Origin of the sequence: Allobosea psychrotolerans, from assembly GCF_002917105.1 — a bacterium.
GTDB classification, from domain to species: Bacteria; Pseudomonadota; Alphaproteobacteria; order Rhizobiales; family Beijerinckiaceae; genus Allobosea; species Allobosea psychrotolerans.
On record NZ_PQFZ01000004.1, the window covers coordinates 202,625 to 225,003 of the forward strand.

Here is a 22,379-nt window from a genome sequence, read left to right on the forward strand (position 1 = left end):
TCAGCGCGCCGGCGAAGCCAGGCTCACTCCGCCGCGGCCTTCAGCGCCAGCCCCTTGGCGAAGGGCAGCGCCGGCTCGGCTGTCTTGGCGTCGTCGAACTCAAGCGCGCCGATCCTCTCACCGCGGCTGGCGATCTTCCCGGCCGAGGTGCGGATGCCGGAGACATCCTCCTGGGCCTGGCGGAAATGCTGGTCGAGCTTCTCGGCCCGGTCGCCGAGGCGGCGCACATCGGCGAGCAGCTTGCCGACCTCGGACTGGATCACCTGCGCCTCCTCGCGCATGCGGGCGTCGCGCACCAGCGACTGCATCAGCTGGATCGCGAGCGCCAGCAGCGAGGGCGAGACGATCATGATCCGGGCGCGATGCGCCTTCTGGATCACATCGTCGAAATGCTCGTGCAGGTCGGCATAGATCGATTCCGACGGCACGAAGAGCAGGGCCAGGTCTTGCGTCTCGCCCGGCAGGAAGTAACGCTCGGCGATGTCCTTCACATGCACGCCGACATCATTGCGCACACGCACGCCCGCGGCCTTCCTCGCCTCGTCGCCGCGCGCCTCGCGCAGCAGGGTGAAGCTTTCCAGCGGAAATTTCGCGTCGATCACCAGCCCGCGCCCGTCGCCGGGCAAGGTCACCATGCAGTCGGGCCGCTTGCCGTTGGAGAGCTGGGGCTGGAAGGCGAAGAAGGCGGCAGGCAGCCCGTCGCGGATGATCGCCTCCATGCGGCCCTGGCCATAGGCGCCGCGCGCCTGCTTGTTCGAGAGCACGTCCTTCAGCGTCACCACCTCGGAGGTGAGGTCGGTCAGGTTCTTCTGGGCGGAATCGATGACGGCGAGCCGCTCCTGCAATTTGCCGAGGCTCTCGGAGGTCTGGCGGACATTCTGCTCCAGCCCGGCGCCGACCTGCTGGCGCAAGCCATCCATCCGCTCGGCGACGAGGCGGGCGAGATCGCCCTGTCGCGTCGAGAGGATCTCGGCCATCGACTGCAGGCGGCCAGACAGCTCCGCCTGGTTGCGGTTCATTTCGGCGACCTTGTCGTCCATCTCGCGGGCGCGCTCAGCCGCCATGGCGGCCTCGAGCGCGCGCCGCGAGGCGCCGCGCCAGGACGAGACGACGACCAGCACGAGCAGCAGGAGACTCAAGCCCGCGAAGCCGAGCGCGGCCTCGGCCCAGGTCACGGGCCGGTCGAGCAGGATGAAGGCGATCTCTTTCATTGAAACAGCCTAGCAGATTCGGGTGATGATTTCGAACGAAAGCGGAACAGTTTGACCGCTTGCGCACAAGTGCTTATGTCGCGGCAACCTCGAAAAATTCCGCGCAGAGCCCCCATGGCCATTCGTCCACTCGTCATCCTGCCCGATTCCGTCCTGCGTCAGGTTTCTGCGCCGGTCGATACGATCACTCCCGAGATCAAGTCGCTCGCCGCCGACATGCTGGAGACGATGTACGACGCGCCCGGCATCGGGCTCGCCGCGATCCAGATCGGCGTGCCCAAGCGCATCGTGACGATCGATCTCTCGAAGAGCGACGAGGCGGAGAAGGCCCCGATGGTCTTCGTCAATCCGGAGGTGATCTGGACGTCCGAGGAGACGAATGTCCATGAGGAGGGCTGCCTCTCGATCCCCGAATATTACGAGGAGGTCGAAAGGCCCGCCTCGATCAAGCTGCGCTATATGGATCTGGACGGAAAGAGCCAGGAGATCGCGGCCGAGGGCCTGCTCGCCACCTGCCTGCAGCATGAGGTCGACCATCTCAACGGCGTGCTGTTCATCGATTATCTGTCGCGGCTGAAGCGCGAGCGCGTGACCAAGCGCTTCGCCAAGGTTGCCAAGCGCGAAAGCGCGGCGTGAGCGCAAAGGCTAGGGTTGGGGTCATGTTCAGCGTATGAGTTTGCGCGTCATCTTCATGGGCACGCCCGATTTCGCCGTGCCGACCCTGACCGAGATCATCGGCCAGGGCCACGAGGTCGTGGCCTGCTACACCCGCGCCCCGGCGCAGGCCGGGCGTGGGCTCGATCTCAAGCCCTCGCCGGTGCAGCGCGCCGCCGAGCGCTTCGGTATCCCCGTCTTCACACCCAAGACCCTGAAGTCGGAGGAGGCGGTCGAGACCATCGCCTCGCATCAGGCGGATGTCGCGGTCGTCGTCGCCTACGGCATGATCCTGCCCCAGGCGATCCTCGATCTGCCGGAGCTCGGCTGCCTGAACCTGCACGCCTCGCTGCTGCCGCGCTGGCGCGGAGCGGCCCCGATTCAGCGCGCCGTCATGGCCGGCGACGCCGAGAGCGGCGTCTGCGTCATGAAGATGGAAGCAGGCCTCGATACCGGGCCTGTCGGCATGGTCGAGAGCTTGGCGATCGGTCCGGACATGACGGCCGGCGAACTGCACGACCGGTTGGCGCCGCTCGGAGCGGATCTGATGGTGCGCGCGCTGGCGGCGCTCGGCCGCGGCGGCTTGCGCTTTACGCCGCAGCCGGAGGAGGGCGTGACCTACGCCGCCAAGATCGGCAATGCCGAGGCGAAGTTGAACTGGGCGCGCCCGGCCAAGCAGGTGCATGACCTCGTGCGCGGTCTCTCGCCCTTTCCCGGCGCGTTCGCCGAAGTCGATCTCGGCAAGGGCCCGGAGCGGCTGAAGATCTTGCGCACGGCACTGGCGGGCGGGGCGGCCGAGCCGGGTACCTTGCTCGACGGCGAGGGCACGGTCGCCTGCGCGGAAGGCGCGGTGAAGCTGCTGCAGGTCCAGCGCGCCGGCGGGCGGCCGGTGACCGGGGCGGAATTCCTGCGCGGGACGAAGCTTATGGCCGGCGCGAAGCTCTAGAGCCTTTTTCGAGCGAAATAGACACTGGTTCGCGTGAAGAAACGCGGAAATGCTGTAGAGTTGTGAGCATGATGTCGTCCGAAACCCGCCAAGCACTTTTCGGCATCGAGCTCTGATGCCGCGCTACAAGCTCGTCATCGAATATGACGGCACGCCGTTCTCGGGTTGGCAGCGCCAGCTCAACGGGCCGTCGGTGCAGCAGAGCGTCGAGGAATCGATCGAAGGCTTCTGTGGTCACGCCGTGCGACTGCATTGTGCAGGCCGGACCGATGCCGGGGTGCACGCGACGCATCAGGTCGCCCATGTCGATCTCGACAAGGACTGGCGCAGCGACGTCGTGCGCGATGCGACCAATGCGCGGCTGAAGCGCCTGCCTGTCGCCGTCGTCAGCGCCGAGATCGTGCCCGACGATTTCGACGCCCGCATCTCGGCGAAGCGGCGCTACTACATCTACCGCATCCTCGACCGCCGCGCCCAGCCGACGCTCGATCGCGACAGGCTCTGGCATGTTCCGGTCAGGCTCGATCATGAGGCGATGGACCGCTCGGCCAAGGCCCTGCTCGGCCATCACGACTTCACCACCTTCCGCGCGGCCGAATGCCAGGCCAACAGCCCGATGCGAACGCTGGACCGCTTCGATGTCCGGCGCGAGGGAGCCGAGATCGTGGCCTATGTCCATGCGCGCTCCTTCCTGCATCATCAGGTCCGCTCCATGGTCGGCTGCCTGAAGATGGTGGGCGCCGGGCGCTGGCCGGAAAACAAGCTCGGCAAGGTCCTGGCCGCGCGCGACCGCTCGCAATGCGCGGCGCTGGCGCCACCCTCGGGGCTCTATCTGGCGGGCGTGGATTACTAGAGCATTGTGCGGAAACGTGATCTTGGGCTTTGTGCCTCTTAGGCGTGTTTCCGAGCCAGGTTCGCCGACGCTAAAACCCCCACAGCCCCAGCAGCCGCGCGAGGCCGAGCTGGCCGAGGAAGCTGGCGCAGACGATCGTCAAGGCGAGGCCATGCTCCGCGCCGAGCGTCACCTTGGCGGCGGCGTAGCGCAGCCGCGCCACGATCACCGCGAAGGCGAGCCATTGCACCGCGGCGATCTCGGGCGTCGACCAGCCGATCGCATGCACCGCGGCCGGAACCGCCAGCAGGCCGGCCGAGAGGATCTCCGTCCAGTTCCAGGCGATGATGAAGCCCGACAGGGCAGGGGAGCGCGTGAGATGCGGGGCGAGCGCGACGAGCAGCGCCGGCACGCACAGGAAGGCGGCCGCCTGCGAGGCGATGACGGCGATCACCAACGGCGCCGAATGAAACAGGCCATCGCTGTTGGGAAGCCCGGCGATGCTCCGTTCGGCCGCGAGCACCGCGACCATCGCCGGCAGCGTCAGCACGGCTGCGCCATAGGAGCGCAGGAAGCCTGCGCTCGACAAATCGAGTTCGGGAAGCGCTTTGGCGCCTTGCGACATCAGACGCCACGAGCCGCGCAGAGAGCGCGCCACATCATCGGCAGCAAGCGCCATGGCCGACACTCCAACATTCAACCTTAGACTTTCGTCTAAGTCTCATATTGGCACGCCGGCCGGGGCGGTCAAGGCTTATGTTGCAGTGCAAAATAGCTGTCGAGCAGCCTGTGCGTGATCCGCTCCAGCGCCGTCAGGTCGGCGACGGCGACGCGCTCGTCGATCTGGTGCATGGTCTGGCCAACGACGCCGTATTCAACCACCGGGCAATAGTTCTTGATGAAGCGGGCGTCGGAGGTGCCGCCAGTGGTCGACAGCGCCGGGCGCTTGCCGGTTTCGGCCTCGACCGCATCCGCGACCATGGTAACGAAGGGGCCAGGCTCGGTCAGGAAGGCGACGGCGTTGGTCGGCTGGAAGGCCAGTTCGTACCGCACCAGGTTGCCGGCCGCCTCGCGCAATCGCCGCTCGATCTCGGCGGCGAGCGTCTCCGGGGTCCAGCTGTCGTTGAAGCGGATGTTGAACACGGCCTTGGCCTGGGCCGGCACGACATTGCTCGAGGGATTGCCGACATCGAGCGTCGTGACCTCGAGATTGCTCGGGTCGAAATGCGTCGTGCCGCCGTCGAGCGGTGTCGCGTCGAGCGCCGCCAGCAGCCGCACCATGCCGCGAATCGGATTGTCGGCGAGGTGGGGGTAGCCGACATGGCCCTGCTTGCCGTTGACCGTGAGCTTGCCGGTCAGCGAGCCGCGCCGGCCGATCTTGATCATGTCGCTCATGCTTGCGGGATTGGTCGGCTCGCCGAGCAGGCAGTGGTCGAAGCGCTCGCCCCGGCTCTGCGCCCAGGCCAGCAGCTTGATCGTGCCGTTGATGGCGGGGCCTTCCTCATCGCCGGTGATCAGGAAGGCGATCGAGCCGGGGGCCTGCGGATTGTCGCGGCGGAAGCGCAAGGCGGCTGAAATCATGGCGGCGAGGCCGCCCTTCATGTCGCAGGCGCCGCGCCCATAGAGCACGCCGTCGACGATCACCCCGCCGAAGGGATCGCGCGTCCAGGCCTCGGCATCGCCGACCGGCACGACATCGCTATGGCCGGCGATGACGAGGACGGGTCCCTCCGTGCCGATGCGGGCATAGAGGTTCTCGATATCGGGCATCCCGTCTGCGCTGAAGACGGGGCGGTGCACGCTGTAACCCGCCGAAGCCAGCACGGTCGCGAGCAGCGCCAAGGCGCCGCCCTCCGCCGGCGTCACCGACGGACAGCGCACCAGCGCCTGCGTCAGGGCGACGGGATCGGTTGGGTCGAAGGCGAGGAGGGGTGTGTCGAGCTGCTGGTCCATGCTCTCGCTTTAGCATCGGCCGCGGCCTCCGCAACCCGCTCGTCGTCATGGGCGGAAGGCAGCATTCCCAGATCGACGAGAGCGACCAGCCAGGCAAGCAGCGCGATCGTGTCGAGCGAAGGCCCCCAGGCATAGGATGACAGGAACGGTTTGAGCTGGCCGGGCAGCACCATCGCGCAGACCAGCAGGATGCCGAACAGCGCCGTGCCGCCGCGATCGGTCGAGCGCTTGGCCGCCAGCGCGGCCCAGGGAAACAGGGCAAAGGCATTGGCGAAGGCGATGATCGGGTCGGCATGCCGGCCGGCCAGATGCGGCGCGCCATGCTGGATCGCGAGAAGCATCAGCGCCACCAGGGCGCTGCCGAGCCAGAAGCGGCTGAGGCCGATGCGTCCGTCGAAATCGGTCAGCAGGCGGAAAAGGGACATGGCGAGGCTCCGATCCTGCCGTTCTTGCATGCACCGGCGGTCGAAGGAAGTTTATGGTGAATAGAAGGTTAACGCGGAAAAGGCTTGAATGGCGCTGGCCGCGCCGCTAGCTGCGGAGCGGCCGGCGCAGGGAATGCGTCAGTCAGGTTTCACGGGGCGCTTGCGCCTCAGAGCGAGGTTTGCGCCATGACCATCCGTTTCCATCGTGGTGACCTGCCCGACGGCTTCGTCGCCGGCCCCAGCGTCGCGATCGATACCGAGACGCTCGGCCTGAACCCGCATCGCGACCGGCTCTGCGTGGTGCAGCTCTCGCGCGGCGACGGCACCGCCGATGTCGTGCAGATTCTGAAAGGCGGCGAGAAGCCTGCGAACCTGATCCGCCTGCTCACCGATCCGTCGGTGCTGAAGCTGTTCCATTTCGCCCGCTTCGACGTCGCCGTGCTGCGCCAGGCCTTCGGCATCGTTACCGGCCCGATCTATTGCACCAAGATCGCCTCCAAGCTGACGCGCACCTATACCGACCGGCATGGCCTGAAGGATCTGGTCCGGGAGCTGTTGGGAATCGAATTGTCGAAGCAGCAGCAATCCTCGGATTGGGGCGCCGACACGCTGAGCGAGGCGCAGCTCACCTATGCGGCGTCCGACGTGCTGCATCTGCACGCGCTGCAGGCGCGGCTGGATGCGATGCTGGCGCGGGAGGGGCGCACCGAGCTGGCGCAGGCCTGTTTCGGCTTCCTGCCCCATCGCGCCGAGCTCGATCTCGCCGGCTGGGCGGAAAACGATATCTTCGCGCATACTTGACAAATTCTACGTCATCCAGCGTCTGTCTGGAGCAATGCCAGGCGGCGCGAGGGGCGCGATGCCGCCAGGCTGGTGACACGAAAAAGCCGTTAGCGACTGCCATTGCGCGGGGCATGACTGTGGCGATGACATCGAATGACTGGACTGGGCCGTCCTCAGGGGACGCCGCCCACCGGCTGGCTGCCTTCAAGGCGGCGCGCCGGCATACGCTATTGGTGCGCCTGCTGCGTCGTGCCATCCCGATCATGGCGGTCGTCGCGGTGCTCGGCCTGGTCGTGGCGCCGTTCCTGAATCCGTTGCGCGGCCTGGCGAATGTGTCGCTCGGCGCGGTCGGCATCTCGAATGGCAAGGTCAAGATGGAGACGCCCAAGCTCTCCGGCTACCGCAAGGATAACCGGCCCTATGAAGTCAACGCCGAGGCCGCCTTGCAGGATATCCGCAACCCGACGCAGGTCGAGCTGATGATGCTGAAGGCCCGGATCCAGATGGAACGCGAAGGCTGGGTCACGGTGAGCTCGCGGACGGGCCTGTTCGATACGCAGAAGGAAAAGCTCCAGCTCGTCGATGACGTCCATGTCCGCACCGAAACCGGCTATGACATCCACATGCGCACCGCCGATATCGACTTCAAAGGCGGCACGGTGGTCTCGAAGGAGCCGGTCAAGGTCAATCTCGGAACGACCACCATCGATGCCGATACGCTCGATGTGAAGGATAATGGTGCGCTGATCGCTTTCCAGGGACACGTCCGTGCGGTTATCGTGAATGCTCCGGCCGGCACGCTCGCCGGTCCCGAACGTCAAGGCAGCACGCCGGCGCCGGAACTGCTGGCGCCACGCCAGGTTGTTCCGGCAGACGGCGCGGCGGCGTCGCCCGCTGGCCTTCCCGACACCGAAACGAGACAGTGACATGCGCCAAGCGTCAAAGCTTCCCGGAACGATCGGCAAGACTGCCCTGGCCAGCAAGGCCGCCTTGGCCGGCAAGACCGCCCTGTTTGTCCTGACGGTCGCGCTTGCCTTTGGGGCGCTGGTCCCCGGGGCCGCCCAGGCGCAGGGCAAGAAGGCCCGCGGCGGCGGCGATTCGGCGCTCGGCGGGCTCGGCGGCGACAGCAAGGAGCCGATCAAGATCGACGCCGACAAGCTCGATGTGCTCGACAAGGAGAATCGCGCCGTCTTTACTGGCAATGTCGTGGCGGTGCAGGGTGAAACGACGGTACGCTGCACGGTGATGACCGTGTTCTACGAGGGGCGCAACGGTCAGCAGGGTGGCGCTGGAGCCGCGAAGGCGACGGCTTCGACCGCAGCGCCTGCCGCCGCACCCGCCGGTGCGCCGTCGGCCGGCGGCAACGCGAATGACAGCAGCATCAAGCGCATCGAATGCAAGGGGCCGGTCACGGTGGTCTCCAAGACTCAGGCCGCGACCTCGGACAATGCGGTCTTCGACCGTGCCCACAATGTCGTGATCATGACCGGCAATGTTGCGCTGAACGACGGTCCCAACATCACGCGCGGCGAGAAGCTGACCTACAACACGGTCACCGGCATCGCCAATGTCGAGACCAACACCGGCGGCCGCGTGCAGGGCTTCTTCGTGCCGAACTCGACCGAGGCCGGCAAGACCACGCCTGCCAAGCCGGCCGCCGGCGGTGCGCGCCCCGCCACGCCGACGAACTAAGAACCGCTTCGTAACGACCAGCTCACGGGGCGCCGGCCCCTCTCCGTTCCCAGACCAGGCCAGCGCTCGCAGTGACCATTTCCGATACGCCGCAAACCGATATCTCTCAGACCGTGATGGCGCGTGGCGGGCCGGGCCTGTTTGGCCGCATCCGCGGCTTGTTCGGCGCGCGCGAGCAGGCCGACACCGCGCCCGTCGCAGCGGCGATCGGCGGACCGGGCGTGCTGGCCGTCAGCGGGCTGCGCAAGAGCTATGGCGGGCGCACGGTCGTCTCGGAGGCGAGCCTGTTCGTGCGCCAGGGCGAGGCCGTTGGCCTGCTCGGCCCCAACGGCGCCGGCAAGACCACGATCTTCTACATGATCACCGGGCTCGTCCCCGCCGATCTCGGCGTCATCTCGCTCGAGGGCAACGACATCACCGATTTGCCGATGTATCAGCGCGCCCGGCTCGGTATCGGCTATCTCCCGCAGGAGGCCTCGATTTTCCGGGGCCTGAGCGTCGAGGACAATATCCGCGCCGTGCTCGAAGTGGTCGAGCCCAACCGCAAGGCGCGCGAGCGGCAGCTCGACCAGCTGCTGGAGGAGTTCAATATCGCCCGGCTGCGCAAGGCACCTTCGATCGCGCTCTCGGGTGGCGAGCGGCGGCGTTGCGAGATCGCGCGCGCGCTTGCCGGCAAGCCCTCCTTCATCCTGCTCGACGAGCCTTTCGCCGGCATCGACCCGATCGCGGTCGGCGACATCCAGGCGCTGGTGCGGCAATTGACCGATCGCGGCATCGGCGTGCTGATCACCGACCACAATGTCCGCGAGACGCTTGGCCTCGTCGACCGCGCCTATATCATCCACTCCGGCCGCGTGCTGACGGAAGGCTCGCCGGCCGAGATCATCGCCAATCCCGATGTCCGCCGGGTTTATCTGGGCGAGGATTTCCGGCTCTGAGCCGCCGAATCCAGGTGATTCTGCCGCAATCGCGGCTTCATGCTGCAGCGCATTAACTTCCCTGCTCAATGCTGGGGCAAGGGCTTTGACGCGCCGCGTTCGCGCGGCTAGGCTCTAGCCACAGGCAAGAAGCGTGCCGAAATGGCGCGCTGGCATGAAAGGGTTACGAGCGCAATGGCGATGATGCCGCGCATGGAGCTGCGCCAGGGCCAGTCCCTGGTGATGACGCCGCAATTGCTGCAGGCGATCAAGCTTCTGCAATTGTCGCATCTGGAGCTGCAGAGCTTCGTCGAGGGCGAGCTCGAGCGGAATCCGTTGCTGGAACGCGACGATGTGACGGAGGGGCCGCTGCGCGCCAATGGCGGCGACGGGCCGCTCGCCGTCGATGCCGAGACCTTTGCCCGTTCGGAGAGCCTGAACAGCCAGGAAGGCATGGAAAACCGGCTCGGTACCGGCCTCGACAACGTTTTCCAGGGCGAGCAGCCCAGCGTGGCGCGGCTCGACACGCGCGGCGCCGATTCCCTGCCGATCATCGGCGGCGCCTATGGCGGCTCCGGTGGCTCCTTCGAGGAAGGACCCGACGGTTTCGAGAGCGGGCTGACGGTGGAGGCGTCCCTCCATGACCATCTCAGCGCCCAGCTCGACCTGGCAGTCACCGACCCGGCGGACCGGATCATCGGCCGGCATCTGATCGATGCGGTGGATGATTCGGGCTATCTTTGCGAACCGGTCACGGAGATGGCCGAGCGGCTCGGCATCACGGTGGCGCGGATCGAAGGCGTCCTGAGCATCGTCCAGGGCTTCGATCCGTCAGGCGTCGCGGCGCGCGACGTCTGCGAATGCCTCTCGATCCAGCTGCGCGACCGCAACCGTTTCGATCCGGCGATGCAGGCGCTGGTCGCCAATCTCCATCTCGTCGCCAAGCGTGATTTCGCCGCGCTGAAGCGCATCTGCGGCGTCGATGACGAGGATATCGCCGATATGGTCGCCGAGATCCGGCGGCTCGATCCCAAGCCGGGGCGCGGTTTCGGCGGCGCGACGGCCGAGACGGTGGTGCCCGACGTCTTCATCCGCTCGGCGCCCGACGGCTCCTGGCTGGTCGACCTCAACCCCGACACCCTGCCGCGCGTGCTGATCAATCAGACCTATCACGCCCGCGTCTCCAGGGCCGCGCGCAGCGATGAGGACAAGGCCTTCATCGCCGAATGCCTGCAGACCGCGAACTGGCTGACGCGCTCGCTGGAGCAGCGCGCCCGCACCATCCTGAAGGTCGCCAGCGAGATCGTGCGCCAGCAGGACGGCTTCTTCGCCCATGGCGTCGAGCATCTGCGGCCGCTGAACCTCAAGACAGTGGCGGACGCCATCGGCATGCATGAATCGACCGTCTCGCGCGTGACCTCGAACAAATATCTGATCTGCTCGCGCGGCGTTTTCGAGATGAAGTACTTCTTCTCGGCCGCCATCGCCGCGACCGGCTATGGCGAGGCGCATTCGGCCGAGGCCGTGCGCTTCCGCATCAAGCAGATGATCGATGACGAAACGCCGGCTGACGTGCTTTCGGACGATGCCATCGTTGCCAGGCTCAAGGCGGGTGGCATCGACATCGCGCGGCGCACCGTCGCGAAATACCGTGAATCGCTGCGCATTCCCTCATCGATGGAGCGCCGCCGCGAGAAGGTCGCGATGGCGATGGGCAGCCGCTGAGCCGCCGTCCGCGGTTTTTCGCCTCGGTGCGTTCGTGAGCTCCCGGTGCGGCATCACGCAAGTCGAGCCGCGTCCCAAGGTGAGACTGTGATGATGAGGCCGCTGTGTCAGGCTGGATCATTCTTCCATTCGGATGCGGCGATTCCGTGCACATTTTCTGTCTCGCCCGTCCTTATGGACATGCCGGTCATGAAAGCCGACTGACGCATTGACATACCCGTGACCCCGTTCTTACCTCCTACAGATGGTCGGCTACTGGCCATGGCTACATAAGGGGAAGCACTCCATGAGCTTGCGAATCTCCGGCAAGAATCTCGATGTCGGCGAGGCCCTTCGCGGCCAGGCCGAGGCTCGCGTCGCCGCCGCACTCAGCAAATATTACGAGGGCGGCTATCAAGGTCACGTCACCGTCGCCAAGGACGGCACGGCGTTCAAGACCGACGGCGTGCTGCATCTGTCCTCCGGGATCACGCTCGAGGCCTCGGGTACGGCGCATGACGCCTATGCCAGCCTCGACAAGATGGCCGAACGCATCGAGAAACGGCTGCGTCGTTACAAGCGTCGCTTGAAGGATCGCTCGGCTTCGACCAATGGCCGCGACGCCGGCATCGAAATCCCCAGCTATGTGATTGCGGCGCCGGACGACGATCTCGAGGAGATCGAGCTCGATATGGCCGGAGATCACCCGGTTATCGTGGCCGAATCCACCAAATCCTTCCATGTCATGACGGTTGGCGACGCAGTCGCCGAACTCGATTTGACCGGCGCGCCCGTCGTCATCTTCCGCCATGCTGGCAATGGCCGGATGAACGTCGTATACCGCCGGCGCGACGGCAATATCGGGTGGATCGATCCCCCGGCGTCGCTGTCGTAAGGCCAGCGGGAGGCTCCCCGGCTTTCAAATCTGACTCGCGCCGCACGGCTCTCCGGCCCGGCACGGGACATGCATGGACTGGCGCATGACGCTGATCGATCTCCTGACACCGGCAGCGGTGATTTCGCCACTGCGGGCCAATGGCAAGAAGCAGGCGCTGCAGGAACTCGCCCAACACGCGGCGACGATCACCGGCTTGCCTGAGCGCGAGCTCTTCGAGGCGCTGCTTCAACGCGAGCGCCTCGGTTCCACCGGTATCGGCGATGGCATCGCGATTCCGCATGGACGGATGCCCGGCATCGACAGGCTGGTCGGGCTGTTCGCCCGCGCCGAGAAGCCGGTCGATTTCGACGCGCTCGACGGCCAGCCCGTCGACATCATCTTCGTGCTGATTGCGCCCGAGGGCGCCGGCGCCGACCATCTCAAGGCGCTCGCCCGCGTTGCCCGCGTGCTGCGCAACCATGCCGTGCTGGAGCAGATCCGCAAGGCCCGCGACCCGGCCGCGATCTACGCGATCCTGGCGGAGTCGGCTGCGAAGGCGGCCTGACTGGAACCATTTGAAGCCAGAGGCTGTTGGGGACTCTGGGGCTGATTTGGCGCGCCCTTCGGGTGAGGTGAAAACGGCGGGGCTGCAGCGTCGCATCGCTTGCCGATACCGATGGTATCGCCTGCGCAATGCTCCTCCCATCTCCACCGTTTTGACCTCATCAAATCGTCCTCAGAGTCCCTAACAGCCTCTAGGCTTGGACAGCGTGCGCCAAGCCGCTATGACGCCATGCACAATGGCGTTGCGCTGAGCTGGTTCTGAGCGTGGCGCGCCAACCCGCCTCGGAGCCTCCGTCCATGGCCTATACGCATGTCGATCTCTTCCCGCTCGGCGACGACGCCACGCCTTATCGCAAGCTGGGCAGCGAAGGGGTCTCGGTCGAGAAACTCGGCGATCGCGAGGTTCTGACGGTTTCGCGCGAGGCGATCCGCCAGCTCAGCGAGCAGGCCTTCATCGACATCAACCATCTGCTGCGGCCGGGCCATCTCGCCCAGCTGGCGAAAATCCTCGACGATCCCGAGGCCACCTCGAACGACAAGTTCGTCGCCTACGACCTCTTGAAGAACGCCAACATCTCGGCCGGCGGCGTACTGCCGATGTGCCAGGATACCGGCACAGCGATCATCATGGGCAAGAAGGGCCGCAAGGTCTGGACTGATGGCGATGACGAGGCGGCGCTCGGCGAAGGCGTCGCCGATGCCTATTTCAAGCGCAACCTGCGCTATTCCCAGGTCGCCCCGCTCTCGATGTTCGAGGAAAAGAACACGGCGACCAACCTGCCGGCACAGATCGACATCTATGCCGAGGGCGAGGACGCCTACAAATTCCTCTTCGTCGCCAAGGGTGGCGGCTCAGCCAACAAGACCTTCCTGTTCCAGGCGACGCCTTCGCTCCTGACCAAGGACCGCATGATGGCGTTCCTGAAGGAGAAGATCCTGACGCTGGGCACCGCGGCTTGCCCGCCCTACCACCTCGCCATCGTCATCGGCGGCACCTCGGCCGAGCAGAACCTCAAGACCGTCAAGCTCGCCTCGACGAAATATCTCGACGCGCTGCCGACCAAGGGCTCGCCCTCCGGTCACGCCTTCCGCGATCTTGAGATGGAGGAAGAGGTCCACAAGCTGACGCAGTCGCTCGGCGTCGGCGCACAGTTCGGCGGCAAGTATTTCTGCCATGACGTCCGCGTCATCCGCCTGCCGCGCCATGGCGCCTCGCTGCCGATCGGGCTCGGCGTCTCCTGCTCGGCCGATCGTCAGGCCAAGGGCAAGATCACCCGGGACGGCATCTATCTCGAGGCGCTGGAGACCAACCCGGCCAAGTACCTGCCCGAGGTCGAGGATGCCTCGCTCGGCGGCGATGTCGTGAAGGTCGATCTCGACCGGCCGATGAGCGAGATCCTCAAGACGCTGTCGCAATATCCGGTCAAGACCCGGCTCTCGCTGACCGGAACGATCATCGTGGCGCGCGATTCGGCCCATGCCAAGATCCGCGAGCGGCTGGAGACCGGGCAGGGCATGCCCGATTATTTCAAGAACCACCCGGTCTATTACGCCGGCCCGGCCAAGACGCCTGACGGCATGGCCTCGGGCTCGTTTGGGCCCACCACGGCCGGCCGGATGGATTCCTTCGTCGACCAGTTCCAGTCCTTCGGCGGTTCGATGGTGATGCTCGCCAAAGGCAACCGTTCCGCGGCGGTTCGGGAAGCCTGCAAGACGCATGGCGGCTTCTATCTCGGCTCGATCGGCGGTCCCGCAGCGCGGCTCGCGCAGGACTGCATCAAGAAGGTCGAGGTTCTGGAATACCCCGAACTCGGCATGGAGGCGGTCTGGCGCATCGAGGTCGAGGATTTTCCGGCCTTCATCGTCATCGACGACAAGGGCAACGACTTCTTCAAGGAGCTGAACCTCGGATGAGGGGGGTGGCCGCCGCATGCCTCGGGTTTGCCGTGCTCGCCACGGCAGGCGAGGCGCTGGCGCAGGGGCGGGCGGGTGCGCCCGCGACCTGCTCGCGCGACCTGTTCCAGAACGAAGGCGCGCTGCGCCGCCAGCTGACGCGATTGCAGGCGGTCGCCACGGCCGATCAGGCGACGCAATGCCGGACCTGGCGCGAGCATGTCGGCTTCCTGCAGAGCGCGCGCGCGGTGTTCGCGACCTGCCAGAGCGGCGCCCAGCGCGAACAGAATGTCGGCTTGATGGATACCGAGCTTGCCGAATACCGCGTGCTGCTCGCCGATCGCTGCGGCAAGCGCTGACTGGCGTTCGGTCTATCGGCCCCAGGGTTCATTAGCAGCCGCTAGCCGAGCTGCGCCTTGAAGAAGGCGAGCACGCCGGCGTTGAAATCGGCATGGAAAGCGGCCCGGTCGAAACCGGGCTGATCGCCGCAGAGATCGGCAGCCGATTGGGCGAGCTCCGCCGGGCAGGGCGGCAGAAAGGAAAAATGCTGGGAGCCCGGCACCACGTGGAAATCGGGTTTTGTCGGCAGCAGGCTGGCTATGTCCGCGACGCTCGCCGGGGTCACCCCGTCGCCGCCGCGCTCGGAGCCCCAGAGCTGAACCGGCACCCGCACGTTCTTGAAGCTCTCCCCCGTAAAGAAGACGCTGAGCGGATCGGCGATGACCGCCGCCTTGATGCGCGGGTCATGGCTGAGCTCAGCAAGCTGTCCCGCGTGGACCTGCTCGCAGAGCGGGTCGCTCTTGCCCTCGCAGAGTCTCAGGCGCTTGCCGAATAACGGATTGGCGCCGATGGCGACGAGCCCGGTATAGCCGCCCCGGGAGAAGCCGAAGAATCCGATCCGCCCGGCATCGATCCTGGCCGCATCGGGCCATGAGCCGAGCATGTAGTCGAGCGTGCGCTTGATGTCGGCCGGCCGCTCGACGAAGACCGAGAACTCGCCGGTTCGGCTCTTGTCCCGGCTGGTGTCGCCGGGGTGATTGATGGCGACGACGATGAAGCCGGCATCTGCCAGAGCCTCTGCCGTATCGCGATGTCCCAGGAAGCTGCCGGTCCTGCCATGCGAGATCACGACGAGCGGATGCTTCTCACCCGCGAGCGGGCAGTCCATGCTGACGGACATGGCGAAAGGCCCAAACCGGACCTCGCTCGGCTGCTGGCTGCATGGATACCAGACCGCTCCCTTGAGCGGCTGGAGCGCGCCTTGGGCGGGGATGTCGACGGGCTTGAACCCGGCGGCCTGGGCGAGCGAGGCCGCAAGGCTAAAAGCGAGGCAGGACAAGAGACGGCGGAGGTTCATGGCGGGCTCGCGTCGCGGATGGGGATGAACAGGTCGGTGCGCAGGGCGGCGGGTGCGATCCCGCGCGACGACGTATCGAGATAATGCTCCAGCGTGGGCCGGTCGTCGGGCTCGTAGCCGCTGCCCGGCATCCATCTTGTGTAGATGGCCTGCGCAGCGGCGTTGATGCGGGTGTAGGGACCCATCAGCCGATGCACGACATAGCGGCCGCCGGGAATCGCGAGCGTTTCGACGTCGGAATCCTCTGGCCAGGGATCGGGCGTGGCGATGGCGGCGTAGTATCTGAAACGGTCGGCGTATCGGGGATTGCCGAAGGAGGCGCCCCATTTCTCCGAGATGGCTCGCGTGCCGGCGCGCAGGCGCAACTGCCGATGCGTGTGAGGAATGGTCGCGAACGACCCGACATGTCGCAGCGCATGCAACCGTTGCGCCGGTCGTTCGACGATCTTCACGGTCGGCGTGGCTGCATCATTGCCGTCGTTATCGGCCACCCCGTCGACAGTGAGGATCGTGCGCCTCATCTGCTGCCGGAATGCGCGCGGCGACTGCCCGGTGAACTGATGAAAGGCGCGGGTGAAGGCTTGCGGGCTGTCATAGCCGACAGTCAGCGCCACTTGCGTGACGCTGTCGTCGGAGCTGGCCAGGAGGCGCGTCGCGAGAGCCAGCCGGACGCGACGAAGCGTGGCGGTCACCGTCTCACCCACCACGCCGGTATAGACGCGGTGAAAATGAAAAGGCGAGAAATGCGCGAGGCGTGCCAGCTCGTCGAGATGCAGGTCGGCCGTCGGATTGCCGATTATGGCCGCAACCGCACGGGCCACCCGCGCGCGATAATCCCGTTCTGTGCGATCTCGTACCATGGCGGATAGCCTGCCCTATCGGAGAGCCGGAAACTTAGCTGCTCTTGCTAAAATGCTGTGGCTGCGGCCGGGCCGGTGCCTCATCGTGCATCCCAACTCATCTCGTAATCGCCTCGCCCTCGAAACGCATCGTGGCGAATGGGTTTGGCAAGGCGGCATTTGGAGTATGGCCGTCGCGCTGCGGCTCTGCGATATGTCACCGCCGGGTTTTTGATTTGAGCAGCCACGAGGTGATGGATGACCAGCGATACGACCGCCCCGCTCAGCATCGCCGTCGTGCCGGTGACGCCGTTCCAGCAGAATTGCTCGATCGTCTGGTGCACCAAGACGATGCAGGCTGCGATCGTCGATCCCGGCGGCGATGTCCCGCAGATCCAGCGCGCCTTGGACGAGCTTTCGGTGACGCCTGTCGCGATCTGGCTGACGCATGGCCATATTGACCATGCCGGCGGCGCGGCCGATCTCGCCGACGCCTTGTCGGTGCCGGTCGTCGGTCCCCATCAGGCGGACAAGTTCCTGCTCGACGATCTGCCGACCTCGGGCCTGCGCTTCGACATGCGTGGCATCAGGCCGGTGACGCCGACGCGCTGGCTCGCTGAGGGCGATGAGGTTGCGGTCGGGGAAGTCACCTTCTCTGTTGCGCATGTGCCGGGCCATACGCCAGGTCATGTCACCTTCTTCCAGAAGGATCTGCGCTTCCTGCTGGCGGGCGACACGCTCTTCGCCGGCTCGGTCGGCCGCACTGATTTTCCCTATGGCAGCCACGAGACGCTGATCGCCGGCATCAAGGCCAAGCTCCTGCCGCTGGGCGACGACGTCCAGTTCCTGCCCGGGCATGGCCCGGCGAGCACGCTCGGCGAGGAGCGGTTGAACAACGAGTTCCTGCGGGGCTGATACGAAAAGACCCGCAGCGGATATCCGCTACGGGCCCTGGAAGAACCAACGGCCATGTCCTGAACGGGTGCGCGTACATCCGGCGTCAAACGTTCGGCTCATGGCCGTCTTCATCGGCGCCGGAGGGCAGTGGAACGCCCTCAACATCGCCGTGATCCTCATATGGGAGAGCAATGCGGCGGTTTCAAGGGCTGCGTCAGCATCGATTCGAACGCCATTCATAGAGGATGTCCGGTTCACCCTCCTCATTGCCTGTCCCGTCGCTCATCTCGACGATGTGGAAGCCATGAGCTTCGTAGAAGGCGCGGGCGCGGGCATTGCGCTGGAAGGTGAACAGCGTGAGCCGCGTCGGGCTCAGCTCCTTGGCCTTGGCGAGCATCAGCGAACCGATGCCGCGGCGATACCAGCCCGGCAGCAGGTAGAGCTGGTCGAGGTCCTCGCCCTGCAAGGCGAGGACGCCGACGATGCTCTCGCCCGATCTGGCGATCCAGGTTTCGCGGGTCGTCAAAAGCGTGTCGGCAACCCAGCGGCGCGTCTCAGCATCGCTATGGACGCGCCGCAGGAACGGCAGGGCATCAGCGCGGGAGGCAAGATAGAGTTCTGCGATCTCGGCGGCGTCGCCGGCCGTGGCGCGCTCGATCCGCATCGCATCGCGCGGCCACATCTCGCCCCCCCTAACGGTCAGGCGTCGAGAACACCGTGCAGGAAGTCGCTTTTGCCGATCTGGATGCCGTTCTCGCGCAGGATCGCATAGGCGGTCGTGGCGTGGAAATAGAAGTTCGGCACGGCAAAGCGCGTGAGATAGGTCTCGCCCTTCATCGTCACCGTCGCGGAGGGACCGCGCGGGAAGGTCACGTCCTTGGCGAGGCCCGCATCCAGCGCGGCATCGTCGGCGGCCGCGACGAAGGCCAGCACCTTGGCGATGCGCGCCTTGAGCTCGGGGACGGTGGTCTCTTCGTCGGGAAATTTCGGGTTCTCGGCGCCGCTGACGCGCGCCGCGGCGTTCTTGGCGAAGTCGCAGGCAAGCTGGATCTGGCGCGTGAAGGGCAGCATGTCGGGCGATAGTCGCGACGACAGCAGCACCGCCGGGTCGATCTTCCGCTCGGTGGCTTGCGCGACCATCTTGTCGAGGATGGCGTCGAGCGCCTTGAGCGTCTGGGTGAAGCCGGCAAGCGCGGCGGAGCGGGCGGTCAGTGGCATCAGATCATCCTCGGATACGAAAACGGGCCCGGATGGGCCCGTCGCATCGCGAATATAGTTGCTGCCGCGCCGTTTACAGGGGCCGGAGGCGAACAAACCTCACTTGAGATCAGTCCTTGGCGCGCTCGACATAGGAGCCGTCGGCCGTCATCACGACAATACGGACGCCGGGGCCGATATGCGGCGGCACGGCGGTGCGCACACCGTTGACCAGGATCGCGGGCTTGTAGGAGGAGGAGGCCGTCTGACCCTTGGTGACCGGCTCGGTCTCGGCAACCTCGACGGTGACGCGCTGCGGCAGCTCGATCGCGACAGCCTTGTCCTCGAAGACCGAGAGCGAGACCTTCATGCCTTCCTGCAGATAGGGCGCCATGTCGCCGACCACGTCGCCATCGACATTGATCTGGTCGAAGGTCTCGGGGTTCATGAAGACGTATTGCTCGCCGTCCTGGTAGAGATAGGTGAAGTCGCGATCCTCGACATAGGCGCGCTCGACCTGCTCGGTCGTCTTGTAGCGCTGCGTCATCTTGGTGCCGTCGGAGATGCGGCGCATGTCGATCTGCGTCGTCGGGGTGCCCTTGCCTGGGAAGAAGCTCTCGGCCGAGAGAACCGAGCAGAGATGCCCGTCGAGTTCGAGCACGTTACCCTTGCGGACGGATGAAGCGATGACCTTGACCACGTGAGATGTCCTTGCTGGTGCGCGGCGCCTTCGCGCGCTATTCGAAATTCGTTGCCGCGCAACTACCGCATTCGTCGCCGAAACGGAAGCTGTCAGACGCTTTGACCCGAGATCCTATGAACGACGCAGCTCCGCCCTTCTGGCGGCCGGACATCCATGCGGACCGGCGGCACGCTTTGCTGGCACGCGGTCGCATCAAGAGCGCGCTCCGGCGCTGGTTCGAGGCGCGCGATTTCGTCGAGGTCGAGGCGGCGATCCTGCAGCGCTCGCCGGGCAACGAGACGCATCTGCACGGCTTCGCGACGGTCTTGATCGACGATGCCGGCGCGAGCCATCCCTATTACCTGCACACCTCGCCCGAATTCGCCGCCAAGAAGCTGCTGACGGCGGGCGAGCGGCGGATCTTCGATTTCGCCCGCGTCTTCCGCAACCGCGAGCGCACGGCGCTGCACCATCCCGAATTCACCATGCTGGAATGGTATCGGGCCGGCGAGGACTATGAGACCTTGATGATCGACAGCGCCGCGCTGCTGGCCGAGGCCGCGCACGCCGCCGGGGCCACGTCGCTGCAATGGCGCGGCGTGGTGGCTGATCCCTTTACGGGGCCTGAGCGCTTGACCCTGCACGACGCCTTCGCGCGCCATGCCGGCATCGACCTGCTGGCGACGATCGGGCCGGACGGCGCGACTGACCGCAGCGCCCTGGCCAAGGCCGCCATCGCGGCCGGCATCAGGCTGGTCGCGGATGACAGCTGGTCCGACATCTTCAGCCGCATCCTGTCCGAACGGATCGAGCCGCATCTCGGCCAAGGCCGCGCCACGATCCTGTGCGAATATCCGATTTCCGAGGCCGCGCTGGCGCGGCCCAAGCCCGGCGACGGCAGGGTGGCCGAGCGCTTCGAGCTCTATGCCTGCGGCGTCGAGCTCGCCAACGCCTTCGGCGAACTCACCGACCCGGCCGAGCAGCGCCGGCGCTTCGAGGCCGACATGGACGAGAAGGCGCGCATTTATGGCGAGCGCTACCCGATCGACGAGGATTTCCTGGCCGCGCTCGCCGGGATGCCGCAGGCTTCGGGCATCGCGCTCGGCTTCGACCGGCTGGTGATGCTCTGCACCGGCGCGCGGCGGATCGAGGATGTGCTCTGGACGCCGGTGGCGGAACCGGGCAGGACGCAGGCATGAACGCCCATACGCCCATGCGGAGCATCGATGCGCTGATCGCGCAGGGGCTCGTTGCGCCCGAAAGCCGTGACGCGCTCGATGCCGTCGCCCGGCGCTACGCCGTCTCCGTGACGCCGGCCATGGCGGCTCTGATCGACCCAGCCGACCCTGCCGACCCGATCGCGCGGCAATTCGTGCCCGATGCGGCCGAACTCGTCACCTTGCCGCAGGAACTGGCCGATCCGATCGGCGACGAAGCGCATTCCCCGGTCGAGGGCGTGGTGCATCGCTATCCCGATCGCGCCTTGCTCAAGCTCGTCCACGCCTGCCCGGTCTATTGCCGCTTCTGCTTCCGTCGGGAGATGGTCGGGCCGGGGGGCGACGCGCTGACAGGCGAGAAGCTCGACGCGGCGCTGGCCTATCTCGCCTCCCGGCCAGAGATCTGGGAGGTCATCATGACGGGCGGCGACCCGCTCATCCTCTCCGCCAGGCGCGTCCGCGAGATCGCGGCGCGGCTTGCCGGGATCGCGCATATCAAGGTCGCTCGCTGGCACACCCGCGTGCCGATGGTCCAGCCCGAGCGTGTCACGGCGGATTATGCCCGCGCGCTTCGTGTCCCGGGCAAGGCGAGCTACATCGCAGTCCATGCCAACCACCCACGCGAATTCACTGATGCCGCCCGCGCCGCGCTTGCCCGCCTCGCTGATGCCGGCCATGTGCTGATCAGCCAGAGTGTCCTGCTCAAGGGCGTCAACGCCGATGTCGAGACGCTTTCCGCCCTGATGCGGGCCTTCGTCGAGAGCCGGGTGAAGCCCTATTACCTGCACCATCCCGATCTCGCGCCCGGCACCGCACAGTTCCGGCTCTCGCTGGAGGAGGGGCAGGCGCTGGTCAAGAGCCTGAGAGGCCATCTTTCGGGGCTGTGCCAGCCGACCTATATCCTCGACATCCCTGGCGGGGCGGGCAAGATTCCGGTCGGCCCCGCCTTTCTCTCGGGCTGCGAGGCACCCGGCGCGGAGGCCTTTGCCGAGGATCGTTTTGGTGCGCGGCATCGCTATCCGCCGAAATAGGCCGAGGTCGCCTTTCGTATCGCGGCGGAAGGAAGTAAACTAAGTCCGGTTGACTAAGTTCAGGAGCGGCCGATGGACACCGTGAACATTCACGAGGCGAAGACGCATCTTTCACGGCTGGTCGAGCGGGCTGCAAAGGGGGAGGCTTTCATCATCGCCAAGGCCGGGAAGCCCATGGTCAAGGTCGTTCCGCTCGATGCGGCCGATGTCCGCCCGGTGAAGCGCATCGGTTTCATGCTGGGGCAAGTGCGTGTGCCCGATGATTTTGACAGCATGGCAGGCGACGCCATCGAGGCGCTCTTCAGCGGGAGATCATGAAATTTCTGCTCGATACCCATCTCCTGCTCTGGGCGGCGGGCGAGCCGCACAGGCTTTCTGAAGAGGCCCTGGCGACCATCGAGGCGCCCGAGAACGATCTGTTCTTCAGCGCTGCGAGTCTGTGGGAGATCGCGATCAAGGCGGGTCTTGGGCGCAACGATTTCTCAGCGGATGTGCGTCTGCTACGGCGCGGTCTTATCGAACACGGCTATCGTGAGTTGCCGATTGCCGGGGAGCATGCCATCGCGGTCGAGGGATTGCCGCCGATCCATAAGGACCCTTTCGATCGCATCCTGATTGCCCAGGCGATGGTCGAGGGAATCACATTGCTGACCTCCGACGCTGTCGTTGCTCGCTATGCCGGCTCGGTACGAAGGATCTAATCGAGGA

General features: G+C 66.0%; 26 protein-coding genes. 17 read left to right on the plus strand and 9 right to left on the minus strand.

What is annotated here, in order from left to right:
* Nucleotides 1-23: 23 nt before the first annotated feature.
* Entirely contained in the window at nucleotides 24-1,211 is a 1,188-nt protein-coding gene (locus tag CYD53_RS09050; protein ID WP_103717738.1) for a DNA recombination protein RmuC, read from the minus strand.
* Nucleotides 1,212-1,325: 114 nt separating this feature from the next.
* Between CYD53_RS09050 and CYD53_RS09055 the strand changes: the two genes are divergently transcribed.
* From CYD53_RS09055 to truA, 3 genes are all read left to right on the plus strand, one after another.
* Complete coding sequence (locus CYD53_RS09055; protein ID WP_210202312.1) at nucleotides 1,326-1,847, plus strand: peptide deformylase; 522 nt, start codon at nucleotides 1,326-1,328, stop codon at nucleotides 1,845-1,847.
* Nucleotides 1,848-1,881: 34 nt separating this feature from the next.
* Nucleotides 1,882-2,811, plus strand: a complete 930-nt coding sequence (fmt, locus tag CYD53_RS09060) for a methionyl-tRNA formyltransferase (protein WP_103717740.1) — start codon at nucleotides 1,882-1,884, stop codon at nucleotides 2,809-2,811.
* 115 nt (nucleotides 2,812-2,926) lie between these two features.
* Nucleotides 2,927-3,664 carry a tRNA pseudouridine(38-40) synthase TruA gene (truA, locus tag CYD53_RS09065; RefSeq protein ID WP_103717741.1) on the plus strand — a complete coding sequence of 246 codons (738 nt, stop codon included), beginning with the start codon at nucleotides 2,927-2,929 and terminating at the stop codon, nucleotides 3,662-3,664.
* Between the two features lie 70 nt (nucleotides 3,665-3,734).
* On the opposite strand, the gene CYD53_RS09070 is transcribed toward truA, so the two are convergent.
* From CYD53_RS09070 to CYD53_RS09080, 3 genes are all read right to left on the minus strand, one after another.
* Complete coding sequence (locus tag CYD53_RS09070; protein WP_103717742.1) at nucleotides 3,735-4,322, minus strand: hypothetical protein; 588 nt, start codon at nucleotides 4,320-4,322, stop codon at nucleotides 3,735-3,737.
* 68 nt (nucleotides 4,323-4,390) lie between these two features.
* Nucleotides 4,391-5,596, minus strand: coding sequence for a succinyl-diaminopimelate desuccinylase (dapE, locus tag CYD53_RS09075; RefSeq protein WP_103717743.1), 1,206 nt, complete (start codon nucleotides 5,594-5,596; stop codon nucleotides 4,391-4,393).
* Nucleotides 5,536-6,021: a DUF805 domain-containing protein gene (locus CYD53_RS09080; RefSeq protein WP_103717744.1), complete on the minus strand. Its 486-nt coding sequence runs from the start codon at nucleotides 6,019-6,021 to the stop codon at nucleotides 5,536-5,538. Before CYD53_RS09080 ends, dapE begins: the two co-directional genes overlap by 61 nt.
* Before the next feature lie 186 nt (nucleotides 6,022-6,207).
* Here CYD53_RS09080 and CYD53_RS09085 point away from each other — a divergent pair, with 186 nt between their 5' ends.
* The 9 genes from CYD53_RS09085 to CYD53_RS09120 all read left to right on the plus strand — a co-directional run bounded on the left by CYD53_RS09085 (nucleotide 6,208) and on the right by CYD53_RS09120 (nucleotide 14,810).
* Nucleotides 6,208-6,822 (plus strand): ribonuclease D, encoded by a 615-nt coding sequence (locus CYD53_RS09085; protein WP_103717745.1) that lies wholly within the window; start codon nucleotides 6,208-6,210, stop codon nucleotides 6,820-6,822.
* 125 nt (nucleotides 6,823-6,947) lie between these two features.
* Nucleotides 6,948-7,730 carry an LPS export ABC transporter periplasmic protein LptC gene (gene lptC / locus CYD53_RS29885; protein WP_181011769.1) on the plus strand — a complete coding sequence of 261 codons (783 nt, stop codon included), beginning with the start codon at nucleotides 6,948-6,950 and terminating at the stop codon, nucleotides 7,728-7,730.
* Between the two features lies 1 nt (nucleotide 7,731).
* Nucleotides 7,732-8,496 (plus strand): LptA/OstA family protein, encoded by a 765-nt coding sequence (locus CYD53_RS09090; RefSeq protein ID WP_181011770.1) that lies wholly within the window; start codon nucleotides 7,732-7,734, stop codon nucleotides 8,494-8,496.
* A 116-nt stretch (nucleotides 8,497-8,612) separates the two neighbouring features.
* The gene (lptB, locus tag CYD53_RS09095; protein WP_103717747.1) at nucleotides 8,613-9,434 is read left to right on the plus strand and encodes an LPS export ABC transporter ATP-binding protein; all 822 of its coding nucleotides are present in this window, start codon (nucleotides 8,613-8,615) and stop codon (nucleotides 9,432-9,434) included.
* 174 nt (nucleotides 9,435-9,608) lie between these two features.
* Entirely contained in the window at nucleotides 9,609-11,138 is a 1,530-nt protein-coding gene (gene rpoN / locus CYD53_RS09100) for an RNA polymerase factor sigma-54 (protein WP_103717748.1), read from the plus strand.
* Nucleotides 11,139-11,424: 286 nt separating this feature from the next.
* Nucleotides 11,425-12,012 carry a ribosome hibernation-promoting factor, HPF/YfiA family gene (hpf, locus tag CYD53_RS09105; RefSeq protein WP_103717749.1) on the plus strand — a complete coding sequence of 196 codons (588 nt, stop codon included), beginning with the start codon at nucleotides 11,425-11,427 and terminating at the stop codon, nucleotides 12,010-12,012.
* An 85-nt stretch (nucleotides 12,013-12,097) separates the two neighbouring features.
* The gene (gene ptsN / locus CYD53_RS09110) at nucleotides 12,098-12,559 is read left to right on the plus strand and encodes a PTS IIA-like nitrogen regulatory protein PtsN (RefSeq protein ID WP_103717750.1); all 462 of its coding nucleotides are present in this window, start codon (nucleotides 12,098-12,100) and stop codon (nucleotides 12,557-12,559) included.
* A gap of 296 nt (nucleotides 12,560-12,855) precedes the next feature.
* Nucleotides 12,856-14,472, plus strand: coding sequence for a fumarate hydratase (locus tag CYD53_RS09115; RefSeq protein WP_103717751.1), 1,617 nt, complete (start codon nucleotides 12,856-12,858; stop codon nucleotides 14,470-14,472).
* A 5-nt stretch (nucleotides 14,473-14,477) separates the two neighbouring features.
* Nucleotides 14,478-14,810 carry a hypothetical protein gene (locus CYD53_RS09120; RefSeq protein WP_103717752.1) on the plus strand — a complete coding sequence of 111 codons (333 nt, stop codon included), beginning with the start codon at nucleotides 14,478-14,480 and terminating at the stop codon, nucleotides 14,808-14,810.
* A 41-nt stretch (nucleotides 14,811-14,851) separates the two neighbouring features.
* Here CYD53_RS09120 and CYD53_RS09125 read toward each other — a convergent pair whose 3' ends face one another.
* Both CYD53_RS09125 and CYD53_RS09130 read right to left on the minus strand, forming a co-directional pair.
* Complete coding sequence (locus CYD53_RS09125; RefSeq protein ID WP_103717753.1) at nucleotides 14,852-15,808, minus strand: alpha/beta hydrolase family protein; 957 nt, start codon at nucleotides 15,806-15,808, stop codon at nucleotides 14,852-14,854.
* Nucleotides 15,805-16,668: an AraC family transcriptional regulator gene (locus CYD53_RS09130; RefSeq protein WP_103717754.1), complete on the minus strand. Its 864-nt coding sequence runs from the start codon at nucleotides 16,666-16,668 to the stop codon at nucleotides 15,805-15,807. Before CYD53_RS09130 ends, CYD53_RS09125 begins: the two co-directional genes overlap by 4 nt.
* A gap of 237 nt (nucleotides 16,669-16,905) precedes the next feature.
* Between CYD53_RS09130 and CYD53_RS09135 the strand changes: the two genes are divergently transcribed.
* Nucleotides 16,906-17,562 (plus strand): MBL fold metallo-hydrolase, encoded by a 657-nt coding sequence (locus CYD53_RS09135; RefSeq protein ID WP_103717755.1) that lies wholly within the window; start codon nucleotides 16,906-16,908, stop codon nucleotides 17,560-17,562.
* A 196-nt stretch (nucleotides 17,563-17,758) separates the two neighbouring features.
* Here CYD53_RS09135 and CYD53_RS09140 read toward each other — a convergent pair whose 3' ends face one another.
* From CYD53_RS09140 to efp, 3 genes are all read right to left on the minus strand, one after another.
* Complete coding sequence (locus tag CYD53_RS09140; protein WP_103717756.1) at nucleotides 17,759-18,226, minus strand: GNAT family N-acetyltransferase; 468 nt, start codon at nucleotides 18,224-18,226, stop codon at nucleotides 17,759-17,761.
* Between the two features lie 17 nt (nucleotides 18,227-18,243).
* On the minus strand, nucleotides 18,244-18,762 hold the full coding sequence (locus CYD53_RS09145; RefSeq protein ID WP_103717757.1) for a DUF1993 domain-containing protein: 519 nt from the start codon (nucleotides 18,760-18,762) through the stop codon (nucleotides 18,244-18,246).
* Between the two features lie 109 nt (nucleotides 18,763-18,871).
* On the minus strand, nucleotides 18,872-19,441 hold the full coding sequence (gene efp, locus CYD53_RS09150; protein WP_103717758.1) for an elongation factor P: 570 nt from the start codon (nucleotides 19,439-19,441) through the stop codon (nucleotides 18,872-18,874).
* Nucleotides 19,442-19,557: 116 nt separating this feature from the next.
* Here efp and epmA point away from each other — a divergent pair, with 116 nt between their 5' ends.
* The 4 genes from epmA to CYD53_RS09170 all read left to right on the plus strand — a co-directional run bounded on the left by epmA (nucleotide 19,558) and on the right by CYD53_RS09170 (nucleotide 22,372).
* On the plus strand, nucleotides 19,558-20,622 hold the full coding sequence (gene epmA / locus CYD53_RS09155) for an EF-P lysine aminoacylase EpmA (RefSeq protein WP_103717952.1): 1,065 nt from the start codon (nucleotides 19,558-19,560) through the stop codon (nucleotides 20,620-20,622).
* Nucleotides 20,619-21,671 carry a lysine-2,3-aminomutase-like protein gene (locus CYD53_RS09160; protein ID WP_103717759.1) on the plus strand — a complete coding sequence of 351 codons (1,053 nt, stop codon included), beginning with the start codon at nucleotides 20,619-20,621 and terminating at the stop codon, nucleotides 21,669-21,671. Before epmA ends, CYD53_RS09160 begins: the two co-directional genes overlap by 4 nt.
* Before the next feature lie 72 nt (nucleotides 21,672-21,743).
* The gene (locus tag CYD53_RS09165) at nucleotides 21,744-21,989 is read left to right on the plus strand and encodes a type II toxin-antitoxin system Phd/YefM family antitoxin (protein WP_103717760.1); all 246 of its coding nucleotides are present in this window, start codon (nucleotides 21,744-21,746) and stop codon (nucleotides 21,987-21,989) included.
* A complete protein-coding gene (locus CYD53_RS09170; RefSeq protein WP_103717761.1) occupies nucleotides 21,986-22,372 on the plus strand; it encodes a type II toxin-antitoxin system VapC family toxin in 387 nt (128 codons plus the stop codon). The genes CYD53_RS09165 and CYD53_RS09170 overlap by 4 nt, the downstream gene beginning before the upstream one ends.
* Nucleotides 22,373-22,379 lie beyond the last annotated feature (7 nt).